Genomic DNA, 13,397 nt, shown 5'->3' with positions numbered 1-13,397 from the left:
ATGCAGATGATGAAGTTGAAGCGCGTTATGTGGCGCCTCGGGGTCTCCCAGCGGGAGATGGCCGAGGCCATTGAGAAGGCAGATGGCCAATGCATCAGCCAATCAACCATGGCCCAACTGGTCAATCACGACCTGTGGCCAAAAACCATGGAGAGAACAGCTCTGGAGCGAAAGATCACTTCGCTGCTGTTCTCACGCGGAGCAAATGACGACGACATCAAGGATCTGTTCGTCATGGAAGAAGCCGATGCGGCACAAGTCTTGGCGGGCCGCACCGCATCGGCAGCACTCAACAATGCCAACAGCAAAGAGAGCGACTACATGCTACTACGAAAAAACACGCTGACCCGTCAGGCCAAGGAACACTTCCGACTGCCTTGCGACCCGTTCACGGACGAGATGCAGAGCGAGGAGGATGTATTCCTCTCTGACGATATTCGCTACGTGCGCCAGGCCATCCGCCAAACGGCCAAGCATGGCGGCATGCTCGCGGTGGTTGGCGAGTCCGGCTCGGGCAAAAGTACCCTGCGCCAGGATCTGGCCGAGTGGGTGATCACCAACCACGAACCGATCACCCTGATCGAGCCCTACGTGCTGGGCAGCTCAGACGACAACGTCAAGGGAAAGACGCTCAAGTCCCTGGATATCACTGCCGCGATCATTCGCTGCATCGACCCGAGCGTAAAGCCGAGGCGCTCCTTTGAAGACCGTTCGCGGCAGATGCACGAACTGTTGCTGGCCAGCGCCCAGGCCGGACGCAAGCACGTGATCATTATTGAAGAAGCCCACGACCTACCCATCGTCACGCTGAAACACCTCAAACGCTTCTACGAACTGCAGGCCGGTTTCAAGAAACTGCTGTCGATCATCTTGATCGGCCAGACCGAGCTGGGCGACAAGCTGAGCGAGTACAACCCTGCAGTGCGCGAGGTGGTGCAGCGCTGCGAGCTGGTACGCCTCAAGCCGCTCGACAACCACATCGAGGCGTACCTCAAACACAAGTTTGCCCGCGCCTCGGTGGACTCTGACGCGATCTTCGAGCCATCGGCCTTTGAGGAAATCCGCAATCGCCTGCGCATGAGCCAGAGCGGTGGGCGCGGTGCTGCGCGCGAGGTGAAGACCGTGTCGCTGTGCTACCCGCTGGCGGTGAACAACCTGGTCTCCGGCGCAATGAACCTGGCGCTGAAACTCCATGAAACCAAGGTTACCGGCGAGCTGGTCGTGGCCTCCCTGCGCTCAGATGAGGTGTGAACATGATGAACCATCCTTTCACAGGCCTTACGCCTCAGAGTGAGTATCGGGGGGCACACAGCATCCCCTCAAAGGAGATGGATCAACTCACTGCACCAACAGTGTTGACGCCGAGTTTTGCTTCGCAGCTCAAAGCATTCAATGGCCTTGTGCGCGACATGCGTGAAGCGGAGATGCGCATCGAGGCTCTGGCGCTTCTGGATAACAAGATTTTCATCCACGCCGACAGCGTGGAAACCATGGCCCGCCGTTTTGCCCATGAAGTACGTGCACAACGCTCACGGGCTGGCGATCACAAAGTGCGGAACGTGGTGACGATCCGCCAAATCGACGTGGTTTGGTTTACGCCGCTGAAGGAGCAGGACAAGTGAGCAGTCCCAGCGCAATGGCTGAACTTCTGAAATGCCGCCGCTGCCGCTGGGTTGGTGCCCATGCGGAGCTGCGTCAACGCCCCCACCCGAAAGAACATTGGCGCTCCGACAACGTCTGCCCGCGTTGCGCCTGCAAAACCTTCACTCCAGTCGAGGAGCCGAAACATGGCTAACACCAACCAAACGCCGGTACCGGCCGGCTATGTGCGTAACGGTGCCGGGCACTTGGTGCCGGAGCACCAGGTGCGTGAGCACGACAAACTGCGTGACCAGGTTGCACTGGAACTCTCGGGAATGGCCCTGAGCATCAATACGCTGCTGGTCGATTTCAAGAAGAAAGCCTTGGCCGATATCGACGATCTGATCGCTATCTCGCATGAGCGCTACGGCGTGACCATCGGTGGCAAGAAGGGCAATGCATCGATCACCACCTATGACGGTCGCTTTAAGGTCGAACGGCAGATGGCCGAGCGCCTGACCTTCACCGAGGAGATCCTCGCTGCCAAGGAGCTGATCGACCGCTGCATCCGCAAATGGAGCGAGGGTGCCGATCAGCATCTGCGGGTGCTGGTTGATCGTGCATTCCGTGCCAACAAACAGGGCCAGATCAAAACCGGCGACGTGCTCAGCCTGCTGCGTATCGAGATCGACGATCCCGACTGGAAGCTCGCTATGGAGGCCCTGAAGGACTCCATCCAGGTCAACGGTACCGCCATCTACATCCGCGTCTACCAACGTGTCGGGGACACCGAACGTTACGACCCCATCAACCTCAACATCGCGGCGGTGTGACATGGATCAGGATCGCATTCTCGCGAAGATCAAGAAATGCATGGAGATGGCGAAGTCGAAGACCGCCAATCCCAATGAAGCAGAGATCGCCCTGCGTCAGGCACACAAGCTGATGGAGGCCTACAACCTGGAGCTGGGCGACGTGCTGGCCAGCATGGCCGGTGAGGTGCAGATCGCCGCAGGCTCCGAAGGTCAACCTCCAACCTGGCGCTGCCGCCTGGCCCAGGTATGTGCTCACGCGTTTGGCACACGCATGATCATCACCACCGATTGGCTCATTGGTGGCGGGTTTATTTTCGTAGGTTGCGCCGCCGCCCCCGAGCTGACTGGCTATGCCTATGAAGTGTTGGAGCGCCAGCTGCAGAAGGCACGTCGTGAGTTTCTGGCTCCGATGAAGCGCTGCAAGCGCTCAACCAAAGTGGCGCGCGGCGATCACTTCGCCAACGGGTGGATCGATGCGGTGTACCACAAGGTGGATGAGTTCGCGGGCGTAGAGGACAACATCGCAGAAGCGATTGAGGCCTACATGGCCAAGCATCACCCGAAGCTTGGCAAGGCCGAACTCAAGCGCCGCAAACTCAAAGCCCGCGACAAAGGTGCTGCCGCAGCTGGCTACCAAGCTGGCAAGTCCGCTCAGTTGCACCAGGCCATCAACCACCAGCCTCGCGCGCTGCTGACTCAGGGGGTGTGACTATGAAAGCTGCGCCTTCCAACCCGAACCGGACTCGCCTGATCAAGCTGATCCACGTTGCTCGCCGCGAGCTGCGCATGGATGACGAGACTTACCGCCTGATGCTGGCCGGGATGAAGGGCTTGGGCGGCGCGACGTCCACTGCAGATCTGAGCGTTCCAAACCTGCTGCGGGTTTTGGAACAGCTCAAGCAGAAGGGGTTCAAGGTTCGTCCAAACAAGAAAGCCAAGCGGCCACTGGCCGACGACGAGCAGTCGAAGAAGATCCGCGCGCTCTGGCTGACGCTGCATGACATGGGCGCTGTCCGTGACCCGTCCGAGGAAGCCTTGGCCAAGTATGTTCTGCGCATGACGAAGGTGGCGGCATTGCAGTGGCTTAACGCCGCTCAGGCCAGCCAAGTTAAACAGTGGATGGGGAGAGTCCAACAATGAGCACAATGCGCGGTACCGACCTGCTGAGCGAAGCGGTCGATCCTATTGCGAAAGCGCTGCAGGAGAGCCTGGGGGTAAGCGCCGAGCTGGCAGAGGCGGCGAGCGTCGAGGTCACCATGCTCTTCGCCCACCTGTGGGGAGGTCAGGTTGTCTACATCCCTAAAGGGGTCAGCATCCAAGCCTCTAAGCTGCACCAGCAGATCTTCGACGACTGGTCTGGCCGTAACCACCATGAGGTGGCCACCAAGCACGGCGTATCGGTTCAGTACGTCTACCGGGTGGTCAAACGTATGCGGGCTTTGATCATCGCCCGCGACCAGCACGACTTGTTCGCGCCACCACCCGATCCTGAAATTGATTGAACACCCGAGGCATGGACGCCTCGCTACCTGTTGTATCCCTCGCAAGTCCTTTGCAAACTCCCTCCCCGTGACATCCCAACCTGTGCCAGCGTATCCCGGTTTATCTCAGGTTTCTCCCTGGTATTATCTCGGTCTAACTCAGCAGCAGATCGTAGATAGGCTCTTACTGGGCGTAGCGGCGGTACAAGCCCGGCGGCACACCACTGCTGTCGGTCGGCAACCAGGGCCCCTGCGGGTTACTCGCCCAGCTCCAGCCAGAGTTCCAGCGGTAATAGGTACGCTCACGGTAATACAGGTGAGCGGCGCCACCCACCACGTACACCCCTAATTGCGCATTCCACTGGCTATCCACTCCCGGAGGCGGGGCAAACCGTGGGTGGTTGCTGCTGCCACTTGGACTGGTAATCGGCGCGGTAGCAGTTGGTGTCTGCACGCAAGCACCGAGCCCCAGCAGGCCAATCAGCACGACGCCACGCAGTAACGACCTCATTGCGTTTTGCTATCGGCGCTGTCGATCAGCAGCTGCTGCAACTCAGTGGTCTTGCTGGGCAGCGGCTGACTGCTACCGATCCATTCACCGGCCGTGGCGTTGCCGCTGCGCGAGATACGCGCAACCAGTTGCACCTGCTCGAAGCCAGAGATTTTCAGCTGCGGCATCATCGCATCGCTGTCTGACAGGCTGACTTCAGCCGGCAGGTCCGCCACGCTCAGGCGCTTGACCGCCAGCGGCATTGGCCGCCCGGAGACGGCGCGAGCGAAAATAAATACCGCATCGCCCGGTTGCACCTGGGCCTGCAGTTCGGCGGCCAAGGCAACGCGTACGGTCAACCCCTGACTGGCAGCAGGTGCAGCATCGGCCGCAGGCGCGCCAAGCTGCTCACGGGCACGATCAATCCCGCCCTGAATCGCCAGGCGTGAAGGGTCTTCGGCCGGCAGCACAGCCACCAGCTGTTGCCAGCGGTCAATCGCCTGCTGGAACTGCCCGGCTTCATAGGCGGCAATACCGAGCAAGCCGAGGCTGGTAACTTCCGCCGGATCGCCTTTCAACGCCTCATCGGTCAACGCCTGCAATTGTTCGGTCCATTGCTTGTTGCCGGAAAAATACAGCGCCTGCGCCCACTGCCCGAGCAGCTCCGGCTCACGCCCGGCGACATCGACAGCGCGCTCGAAGGCCACCGCAGCATCACCGGCACGCTCCTGGGCCATATAGGTGCGACCGAGGAAGTACCAGCTTTCGGCCGATTCGGGGTTGCTCTTGACCGCCGCTTCCAGGCGTGCAGTCATTTCTTCGATGGTTTTTGGCTGTGCGGCAAAGGTCTGCGCCCGCTCAACGTCGCCGATGGCGCCCCAGTGCTGGTACAGGCCATAGCCGAGCAAGGGCATCAGCAGGGCCGCGATCAGAGGAATCGTGCCACCCAGCGAGCGCTGAGTCGGCTTCACCTGCGCGCCTTCGGTATCGGCCAGCAGCTCGCGGGCGGCCTCATCACGACCATTGGCCAATTGCTCAGCATTTAGCGCACCCGCGTCGTGCTGCGCCTGCAGCTCCTGCAGACGTTCCTGATAGAGGGTCACGTTGAGGGCGGTGCGGTCTTCTTCGGCCTGCGCCTTGCGCGCGCGCAGCACCGGGATCAGCAGAAACGCCAGGGCCGTCAGCAACAGCAGGCCGGCGCATAACCAGAATTCAATCATCAGTCTTTCTTATCCACGGGCGTTTGATTAAGCAGAGCAGTCAGACGCTGCTGTTCATCGGCAGACAGGCCACTGGCGACAACGCCTGGCTTGCTACGGCGACGTAACAGGATGACCCCAAGCAGGACGAAACCACCGGCCAGCAAACCAGCTGGGCCATACCACAGCAGCAGCGTGCGCGCGGTTACCGGCGGTTTGTAGAGCACAAAATCGCCATAGCGACTGACCAGAAAGTCGATGATCTGCTCGTTGCTCTGCCCCTCCTCCAGCATGCGGTAGATCTGCGCACGCAGATCCATGGCTATCGGCGCATCGGAGTCGGCGATGTTCTGGTTCTGGCACTTGGGGCAGCGCAGTTCTTCCACCAGATTGCGGTAACGCTCACGCTCAGCCTCAGTAGCAAATTCGTAGGTGTCGATAGCGGCCTGGGCAGTGCCCAATAACGCCAAGCCCAGTACTGCGGCAACCAGCAAACGCTTCATGGGGTGACCTCATCGACCAGTTCCTGATAAAGCGGCGCCAACTGTTCGCGCCAGACGCGCTCATCAATCACCCCGACAAACTTGTGGCGGATAACGCCGTCCTTGTCGATCAGGAAGGTCTCGGGTGCGCCGTACACCCCCAGGTCCAGGCCGAGAGTGCCACGCGCATCGTTGATGTTCAGCTGATAGGGGTCATGGAACTCCACCAGCCACTTCTGCGCGGCGGCGTTGTCATCCTTGTAGTTGACCCCGTAGATAGTCACGCCGAGCTTGGCCAACTTGTTCAGCACCGGGTGTTCCACACGACAGGCCACGCACCAGGTCGCCCAAACGTTGACCAGCGCCGGCTTGCCCTTGAGATCGGCTTCGCTCAGCGTTTTGCCATCCTGCACCGCTGGCAGGGAGAACGCCGGGAACGGCTTGCCGATCAGCGCCGACGGTAGTTCGGTGGGATCGAGGAACAAACCGCGGTAGAGAAACACCGCCACGCCGAGAAAGACCAGCAACGGTAACAGCAGCAGTAAACGCTTCATGCCTGCGCCCCCGCCATACCCAGTGCGTCACGCACGCGGGTGCGCACCTTCATCCGGTAGCGCTTGTCAGCTGCCGCCAGGAAGCCGCCAAAGCCCATCAGCAGCGCGCCGAACCAGATCCAACGGACGAACGGTTTGATATGCACGCGTACTGCCCAGGCGCCGTTTTCCAGCGGCTCACCCAGGGCGACGAACAGGTCGCGGGTGATCCCCGCGTCGATGCCGGCTTCGGTCATCACCGACTGCTGCACCGTATACAAGCGCTTCTCCGGGTGCAGCACGGCAATCTGCTTGCCGTCTTCGAGGATGCGCACCGTGCCCTTGTCGGAGGTGAAGTTCGGCCCTTCGAAGTGCTCGGCACCTTCGAAGATAAACTGGTAACCACCAATCTCCACCGACTCGCCCGGCGCCATGCGCATATCGCGCTCGAAGCTGCCCATGCTGGTCAGCACCACGCCCAAAGCACATACGGCCATGCCCAGGTGCGCCATCTGCATGCCCCAGTAGCTGCGGGTCAGGCCTGGCAGGCCGCGTAACAAGCCTTTATGACGGGTCTTCTCGAGAATGTCGCGCACACCGGCCAGCACCACCCACGCCGCCAGCAGGCAGACACCGAGCACCGCCCAATTGAAGTCACCGACCAGCAAGGTCGTAATCACTGCCAGCACCACGCTGCCAATCAGCACCGGCGCAAGCATGCTCAGCAGCCACTGCAGCGGCGTGTCCTTCCAGCGCACGATCACACCAACCGCAATCATGGCCATCAACAGCCCCATCAACGGCACGAACAGCGCGTTGAAATACGGCGGGCCAACTGACAGCTTGGCCCCGGTCATGGCATCCAGCACCAGCGGGTAGAGAGTGCCGAGCAGGATCATCGCCGCGGCCACCACCAGAATCAGGTTATTCACCAGCAGCAGGGTTTCTCGCGACCACAGGGCGAAGCCGACCTGGCTCTTGACCACTGGTGCACGGATGGCAAACAGCGCCAGCGAGCTGCCCACCACAATCAACAGGAAGGCCAGGATAAACACGCCACGCTCAGGATCGCTGGCGAAGGCATGTACCGAGGTCAACACGCCAGAGCGCACTAGGAAGGTCCCCAGCAGGCTGAGGGAGAACGCGGCAATCGCCAGCAGCACGGTCCAGCTCTTGAACACGCCGCGCTTTTCCGTCACGGCCAGCGAGTGGATCAACGCAGTGCCAACCAACCAGGGCATAAAGGAGGCGTTTTCCACCGGATCCCAGAACCACCAGCCGCCCCAGCCGAGTTCGTAGTAAGCCCACCAGGAACCCAGGGCGATACCGATGCCGAGGAAGGCCCAGGCAACAATGGTCCAGGGCCGCGACCAGCGCGCCCAGGCGGCGTCCAGCTTGCCGCCGAGCAAGGCGGCAATGGCGAAGGCGAAGGCCACGGAGAAGCCGACATAGCCCATATAGAGCATTGGCGGGTGGATGATCAGGCCGAAGTCCTGCAGCAACGGGTTGAGGTCACGACCATTGGCTGGAGTATCGAACAGTAGGCGCTCGAACGGGTTGGAGGTGATGATCAGAAACAGCAGAAAACCGATGCTGATAATGCCCATCACGGCCAGCACGCGGGCGAGCATCTCTTCCGGCAACTGGCGCGAGAAGATCGACACGGCAAAGGTCCAGCCGGCAAGGATCAGCCCCCAGAGCAGCAACGATCCTTCGTGGGCACCCCACACGGCGCTGAACTTGTAATACCAGGGCAGCGCGCTGTTGGAGTTGTTGGCCACATAGGCGACGGTGAAGTCGTCGACCATAAAGGCGTAGGTCAGGCAGATAAAGGCAAACAGCATAAAGCTGAATTGCCCCCAGGCCGCCGGCTGCGCCAGGCTCATCCACTGGCGGTCACCGCGCCAGGCACCGATCAACGGCAGCGTCGCCTGCACCAGCGCCATGCACAGCGCCAGAATCATCGCCAGATGGCCGAGCTCGGGGATCATTGCGCGTACTCCGCTGGGGACGCCTGCTTGGCCGCTTTGGCCGCGTCGTGCTGCTGTTTCATGCCGCTCTGCTCCAGTGCCTGCATAACTTCCGGCGGCATGTAATTTTCATCGTGTTTGGCCAGCACTTCATCGGCAATCAGCACGCCGTTGCCATCGAGCTTACCCATGGCGACGATGCCCTGCCCTTCGCGAAACAGGTCCGGGAGAATGCCGCTGTAGCGGATGGTCACACTCTTGGCGCCGTCAGTGACGACGAAATCGGTGTCCAGCGAATCGCTGGAGCGCTTCACCGAGCCCTCTTCGACCAGGCCGCCGGCACGGATGCGGGTGTCCTGCGGGGCTTCGCCGTTGGCGATCTGGGTGGGGGTGTAGAACAGGTTGATGTTCTGCTGCAACGCGCTCAGGGCCAGGGCCACGGCGATGCCGACACCGGCGATGATCGCCAGGACGATATACAGGCGCTTTTTACGCACGGGGTTCACTTCGACTCCTCCCGGCGCAAACGACGCGCCTCGTCTTGCAGATAACGGCGACGCGCCAGGATTGGCAGCGCCACATTCAGCCCAAGCACAGCCAGGCTGATGGCATAACAGGACCAGACATATGGCCCGTGGGTGCCCATGGCGAGAAACTCGCTAAAGCTGGCAAAACTCATAGGCCCTTCTCCACCTGCGCCTTGACGACGACCTTGGCCCAACTGCTGCGCGCCTCACGCTTGAGCACTTCCAGACGCATACGCATAAGCAATACCGCGCCAAAGAAGCAGTAGAAGCCCAGCACCATGATCAGTAGCGGCATCCACATCTCGAACGGCATGGCCGGTTTCTCCACCACGCTGAAGGTGGCGGGCTGGTGCAGGGTATTCCACCACTCCACCGAGTATTTGATGATCGGGATATTCACCACGCCGACGATGGCCAGCACCGCGCAGGCCTTGGCCGCGCTGTCACGATTGGTGATGGCATTGCCGAGAGCGATCACGCCGAAATACAGAAACAGCAGAATCAGCATCGAGGTCAGGCGTGCATCCCAGACCCAGTAAGTACCCCAGGTCGGCTTGCCCCACACCGCGCCGGTCACCAGGGCGATCACGGTCATCCAGGCACCGATGGGGGCGGCCTGTTGCAGGGCAACATCAGCCAGTTTCATCTTCCACACCAGACCAACCGTGCCTGCCACCGCCAGCATCACGTAGATCGACTGAGCGAGAAACGCCGCAGGTACATGGATATAAATGATGCGAAAGCTGTTGCCCTGCTGGTAATCCGGCGGCGCAAAGGCCAGGCCCCAGACCAGACCAACCGCCAACAGCACGGCAGTGGCCAGGGCCAGCCAAGGAAGCCAGCGACTGCTGATTTCATAAAACCATTTGGGCGAGCCGAGCTTGTGAAACCACGTCCAGTTCATCAGGTTACTCATCAGTGCTAGGGCTGATCAGGGCGCAGGCAGGCACCCGGATCAACCGGCCATTCAGGCTTATTGTCTACTCAGCGACACTGATCGTCAGACCAGCGGCGATGGCAAAAGGTGTCAAGGTCACCGCCAATGCGGTGAGGCTGGCCAACCACAACAGGTGGCCGACCGCCGGCAATCCTTGCAGGCTGGCTTGTAACGCACCGCTGCCAAGAATCAGCACCGGGATATACAACGGCAAAATCAGCAACGCGAGCAGCAGACCGCCACGCTTGAGGCCCACCGTCAGCGCCGCGCCGACTGCGCCAAGCAGGCTCAGCACCGGCGTGCCGAGCAGCAGGGAAATCAGCAATACCGGCAGGCAGCGCCCTGGCAAGCCGAGCATCAACGCCAGCAGCGGCGCCAGCAGTACCAGCGCCAGGCCGGAGAACAGCCAGTGTGCCAGCACCTTGGCCAGAACCAGAAGAGCCAGGGGGTGCGGCGAAAGGACCCACTGTTCCAGCGAGCCGTCCTCGAAATCACTGCGAAACAGCCCGTCCAGCGAGAGCAGCACGGCCAATAGCGCCGCTACCCACACCAGCCCCGGCGAAAGGCTTTGTAACAACTGCGTCTGCGGCCCCACCGCCAGCGGGAACAACGCAATCACAATGGCAAAGAACACCAGCGGGTTGGCCAGCTCGGCCGGACGACGAAACAACAGGCGCGCCTCACGGGCCAGCAATAGGCTAAAGACATTGCTCATAACGGACGCTGCCCCAGATCAAGCTCGCGGTAACCGGCCGGCTTGACCGTCAATTCATGGTGCGTGGTCAGCACCACCAGGCCGCCCTGCTGACAATGCGCAGCCAGATGATTCTCCAGCTGCGCCACCGCGGCTTTATCCAGCGCGGTAAATGGCTCATCCAGCACCCACAGTGGCGGGCCTGGCAGATACAGACGGGCCAGCACGACGCGACGTTGCTGCCCGGCGGACAGGGTGTGACAGGGCACGTCCTCGAAACCGCGCAACCCCACTGCAGCCAGCGCCTGCCAGATGGCATCACGTTCAGCGGGTTGATGCAGGGCGCAAAGCCAGGTGAGGTTTTCCTCGGCAGTCAGCAAGCCCTTAATGCCAGCGGCATGGCCGATCCACAGCAGGTTGCGCGCCAGCTCAGACCGTTGCGCGGACAACGGGAGACCATTCAGCCGGATCTCGCCAGCTGTCGGCCGCATCAAGCCGGCGAGTAAACGCAGCAGGCTGGTCTTGCCACTGCCGTTAGGGCCGGCCACCTGCAGCATCTCACCGGGAACCAGACGCAGCTCCAGGCGCTCGAAGAGCATGCGCCAGTCTCGCTCACAGGCGAGCGCCACGGCTTCGAGAAGAGGACTGGTCAAGGCATCGGCACCTAAGATGGATGGCAAAAGCTGTTCAAGTCGGCAGAGTCTTGGCCGCTATACTGACGCAAGTGGAATGCGCAGCCGAACCAGACGGGGCGCGATTATACATGCCCAGCTGCGCCTGCCGCAGCGAGCATTTTCGACAGGGTGTAACCCGCCAATGAGCGAAATCAGCAGCTCGCGGCCTATTGCGCCGACGCTCCCCAGCACTCGCCCCAACGCCATAGCGGCTGACTTGGCGGTGAAACTGCTGCAGCCCATGCAGGGCCTGCTGGCCAGCGGCGAAACCGCCAAGGCCGAAGTCATTGCCCTCAAGGAAGTGGCGCAGAGTTTTCAGATGCTGCTCAAGCTGACCCTGAACAACGGTAGCCAGACCACCCTCGAAGCCACTAGTCCGCGTCCGCTTGCCCAAGGCACATCCCTAGCCGTAACCGCCCTGTCGGAAACCCGCCTGGCGCTGTCCGTACTGATGGGCGGTGAAAAACCCCTGACCAGCCTGGACCTCGACCAGTTACCGGTAGGCACCTTGCTGCAGGGCAAAGTAGTGGCTCGCGAACAAATACTGCAAACACGCTCGCAGCAGGTGATTTACAAGGTGCTGGTCAGCCTGCTCAACACACCACTGGCTGGCAGCAAGCTGTCTCTGGAAACTCCATTGGCACTCCCTTTAGGCAGCTTGCTCAGAGCTCAGGTTCAGGGCAGCCAGACGTTGAACTTCATTCCGCTAAGCGGCCGCCTGGATCAGCTCGCACTGAGCCAGCAGCTGGGCAGTCAAAACAACCGCCAAGGCTCCCTGGAGGGCTTGTTTAGCGCCCTGCAAGGGCTGCGTGGCAATGCCGAGATGAGTGAAGGCCTGCGTATCAGTATCGATAAACTCTTCGGCGCCCTGCCCGACGCCGTCCAGCTAAGTACAGCCAAAGGACTGGCCGCAGCCCTGGAGAACAGCGGCATTCTGCTGGAAAGCAAATTGCTCGGCGGACAGGGCCAGGCACTGCCGACCGACCTGAAAGCCAACCTGCTGCGCCTGATCACCCAATTGCTGCCTAACCTGTCAGCCGGCACCCCACTGGCCGCTGCCAATGCTGGCTCAGCCCTGGCCCAGGCAATGCCTGCCCTGGCCCGCGACCTGCTCGGCAGCCTGGGTAAAGCCACCAGCCGCCAGCAAGCGCTGAATTTCCCCCTGCCCTCACGCCTGCTGCATGCAATGGAAGGTGAAGCGGATCTGGAAACCCTGCTGAAGCTGGCCGCTGCAGCCATCTCGCGCTTGCAGACCCATCAGCTCTCAAGCCTGGCGCAGAGCCAGGTCGGCCCAGACGGCAACCTGCTCACCACCTGGCAACTGGAACTGCCCATGCGCAACCAGCAGGAGCTGGTGCCGTTGCAGGTAAAAATCCAGCGCGATGAAAGCAACCCGCAAGGCAAGCCGGAGAAAAAGGAAACCCTGTGGAAAGTCGAACTGGCCTTCGACCTTGATCCGCTGGGCCCCTTGCAAGTGCAGGCACAACTGGCCCATGGCCGCCTGTCCAGCCAACTCTGGGCTGAACGCACTAGCACCGTCAGCCTGATCGATGCGGAACTGGACAATCTGCGCCAGCGCCTGAATGCCGCTGGCGTGCAGGTTGGCGAACTGGCCTGCAGCCAGGGCACACCGCCACGCGGACCGCGCACAACCCTGGAACAACGCTGGGTGGATGAAACCGCATGAAAAAGACCACGGCACGCCAGGCTATCGCCCTGACCTACGACGGCCAGAATGCGCCGGTGCTCAGCGCCAAAGGCGATGACGAGCAGGCCGAAGCCATTCTAGCAATCGCCCGCGAATATGAAGTGCCGATCTACGAGAATGCCGAACTGGTGCGCCTGTTGGCGCGACTGGAACTGGGTGATGCGATCCCCGAACAGCTGTATCGCTGTATCGCGGAAATCATCGCCTTTGCCTGGTATCTGAAGGGTAAAGCACCAGCCGCAAGTGAGCGTGATAGCGATATCACACCACCGCTGCGCCTGCTGGAAGGGCCAACACGTTAAGTAC

The 13,397-nt window shown here is 61.1% G+C and carries 18 protein-coding genes; 8 read left to right on the top strand and 10 right to left on the bottom strand.

The genetic code is table 11. The features are described 5' to 3' along the window. The 6 genes from BLW24_RS16070 (at window position 1) to BLW24_RS16045 (ending at window position 3,898) form a co-directional block, all read left to right on the top strand. Window positions 1-1,251: an ExeA family protein gene (locus BLW24_RS16070; RefSeq protein WP_244161170.1), complete on the top strand. Its 1,251-nt coding sequence runs from the start codon at window positions 1-3 to the stop codon at window positions 1,249-1,251. 77 nt (window positions 1,252-1,328) lie between these two features. Continuing rightward, entirely contained in the window at window positions 1,329-1,622 is a 294-nt protein-coding gene (locus BLW24_RS16065; protein ID WP_090383957.1) for a hypothetical protein, read from the top strand. Between the two features lie 165 nt (window positions 1,623-1,787). Further along, window positions 1,788-2,414 (top strand): DUF3164 family protein, encoded by a 627-nt coding sequence (locus BLW24_RS16060; RefSeq protein ID WP_090383954.1) that lies wholly within the window; start codon window positions 1,788-1,790, stop codon window positions 2,412-2,414. 1 nt (window position 2,415) lies between these two features. Continuing rightward, window positions 2,416-3,105 (top strand): DUF2786 domain-containing protein, encoded by a 690-nt coding sequence (locus tag BLW24_RS16055; RefSeq protein WP_090383951.1) that lies wholly within the window; start codon window positions 2,416-2,418, stop codon window positions 3,103-3,105. A 2-nt stretch (window positions 3,106-3,107) separates the two neighbouring features. Continuing rightward, the gene (locus tag BLW24_RS16050; RefSeq protein WP_090383949.1) at window positions 3,108-3,536 is read left to right on the top strand and encodes a gp16 family protein; all 429 of its coding nucleotides are present in this window, start codon (window positions 3,108-3,110) and stop codon (window positions 3,534-3,536) included. Continuing rightward, the gene (locus tag BLW24_RS16045; RefSeq protein WP_090383944.1) at window positions 3,533-3,898 is read left to right on the top strand and encodes a Mor transcription activator family protein; all 366 of its coding nucleotides are present in this window, start codon (window positions 3,533-3,535) and stop codon (window positions 3,896-3,898) included. Before BLW24_RS16050 ends, BLW24_RS16045 begins: the two co-directional genes overlap by 4 nt. Window positions 3,899-4,061: 163 nt before the next feature. Here the strand turns inward: BLW24_RS16045 and BLW24_RS16040 are convergent, their stop codons facing one another. From BLW24_RS16040 to ccmA, 10 genes are all read right to left on the bottom strand, one after another. After that, the gene (locus tag BLW24_RS16040) at window positions 4,062-4,388 is read right to left on the bottom strand and encodes a hypothetical protein (protein WP_090383940.1); all 327 of its coding nucleotides are present in this window, start codon (window positions 4,386-4,388) and stop codon (window positions 4,062-4,064) included. Continuing rightward, window positions 4,385-5,587, bottom strand: a complete 1,203-nt coding sequence (ccmI, locus tag BLW24_RS16035; RefSeq protein WP_090383936.1) for a c-type cytochrome biogenesis protein CcmI — start codon at window positions 5,585-5,587, stop codon at window positions 4,385-4,387. The genes BLW24_RS16040 and ccmI overlap by 4 nt, the downstream gene beginning before the upstream one ends. After that, the gene (locus BLW24_RS16030; RefSeq protein ID WP_090383934.1) at window positions 5,587-6,069 is read right to left on the bottom strand and encodes a cytochrome c-type biogenesis protein; all 483 of its coding nucleotides are present in this window, start codon (window positions 6,067-6,069) and stop codon (window positions 5,587-5,589) included. Before BLW24_RS16030 ends, ccmI begins: the two co-directional genes overlap by 1 nt. Beyond that, window positions 6,066-6,602, bottom strand: coding sequence for a DsbE family thiol:disulfide interchange protein (locus BLW24_RS16025; protein ID WP_090383931.1), 537 nt, complete (start codon window positions 6,600-6,602; stop codon window positions 6,066-6,068). The genes BLW24_RS16030 and BLW24_RS16025 overlap by 4 nt, the downstream gene beginning before the upstream one ends. Beyond that, a complete protein-coding gene (locus BLW24_RS16020; RefSeq protein ID WP_090383928.1) occupies window positions 6,599-8,572 on the bottom strand; it encodes a heme lyase CcmF/NrfE family subunit in 1,974 nt (657 codons plus the stop codon). Before BLW24_RS16020 ends, BLW24_RS16025 begins: the two co-directional genes overlap by 4 nt. Then, window positions 8,569-9,057, bottom strand: a complete 489-nt coding sequence (gene ccmE / locus BLW24_RS16015) for a cytochrome c maturation protein CcmE (protein ID WP_090383923.1) — start codon at window positions 9,055-9,057, stop codon at window positions 8,569-8,571. Before ccmE ends, BLW24_RS16020 begins: the two co-directional genes overlap by 4 nt. Further along, entirely contained in the window at window positions 9,054-9,230 is a 177-nt protein-coding gene (gene ccmD / locus BLW24_RS16010; protein ID WP_090244811.1) for a heme exporter protein CcmD, read from the bottom strand. Before ccmD ends, ccmE begins: the two co-directional genes overlap by 4 nt. Next, window positions 9,227-9,985 carry a heme ABC transporter permease gene (locus BLW24_RS16005; RefSeq protein WP_208600234.1) on the bottom strand — a complete coding sequence of 253 codons (759 nt, stop codon included), beginning with the start codon at window positions 9,983-9,985 and terminating at the stop codon, window positions 9,227-9,229. Before BLW24_RS16005 ends, ccmD begins: the two co-directional genes overlap by 4 nt. 73 nt (window positions 9,986-10,058) lie before the next feature. After that, entirely contained in the window at window positions 10,059-10,730 is a 672-nt protein-coding gene (ccmB, locus tag BLW24_RS16000) for a heme exporter protein CcmB (protein WP_090252142.1), read from the bottom strand. Continuing rightward, entirely contained in the window at window positions 10,727-11,362 is a 636-nt protein-coding gene (gene ccmA, locus BLW24_RS15995; RefSeq protein WP_090387765.1) for a cytochrome c biogenesis heme-transporting ATPase CcmA, read from the bottom strand. Before ccmA ends, ccmB begins: the two co-directional genes overlap by 4 nt. 163 nt (window positions 11,363-11,525) lie before the next feature. Here ccmA and fliK point away from each other — a divergent pair, with 163 nt between their 5' ends. Further along, window positions 11,526-13,070 carry a flagellar hook-length control protein FliK gene (gene fliK, locus BLW24_RS15990; protein ID WP_090383912.1) on the top strand — a complete coding sequence of 515 codons (1,545 nt, stop codon included), beginning with the start codon at window positions 11,526-11,528 and terminating at the stop codon, window positions 13,068-13,070. Then, on the top strand, window positions 13,067-13,393 hold the full coding sequence (locus tag BLW24_RS15985; protein WP_090383906.1) for an EscU/YscU/HrcU family type III secretion system export apparatus switch protein: 327 nt from the start codon (window positions 13,067-13,069) through the stop codon (window positions 13,391-13,393). The genes fliK and BLW24_RS15985 overlap by 4 nt, the downstream gene beginning before the upstream one ends. The last annotated feature ends 4 nt before the right edge of the window (window positions 13,394-13,397 follow it).

It is taken from the genome of Pseudomonas anguilliseptica, from assembly GCF_900105355.1.
GTDB lineage: Bacteria > Pseudomonadota > Gammaproteobacteria > Pseudomonadales > Pseudomonadaceae > Aquipseudomonas > Aquipseudomonas anguilliseptica.
The sequence above is the reverse complement of the archived record's forward strand: the minus strand, read 5'-3'. Positions and strand labels throughout refer to the sequence as shown.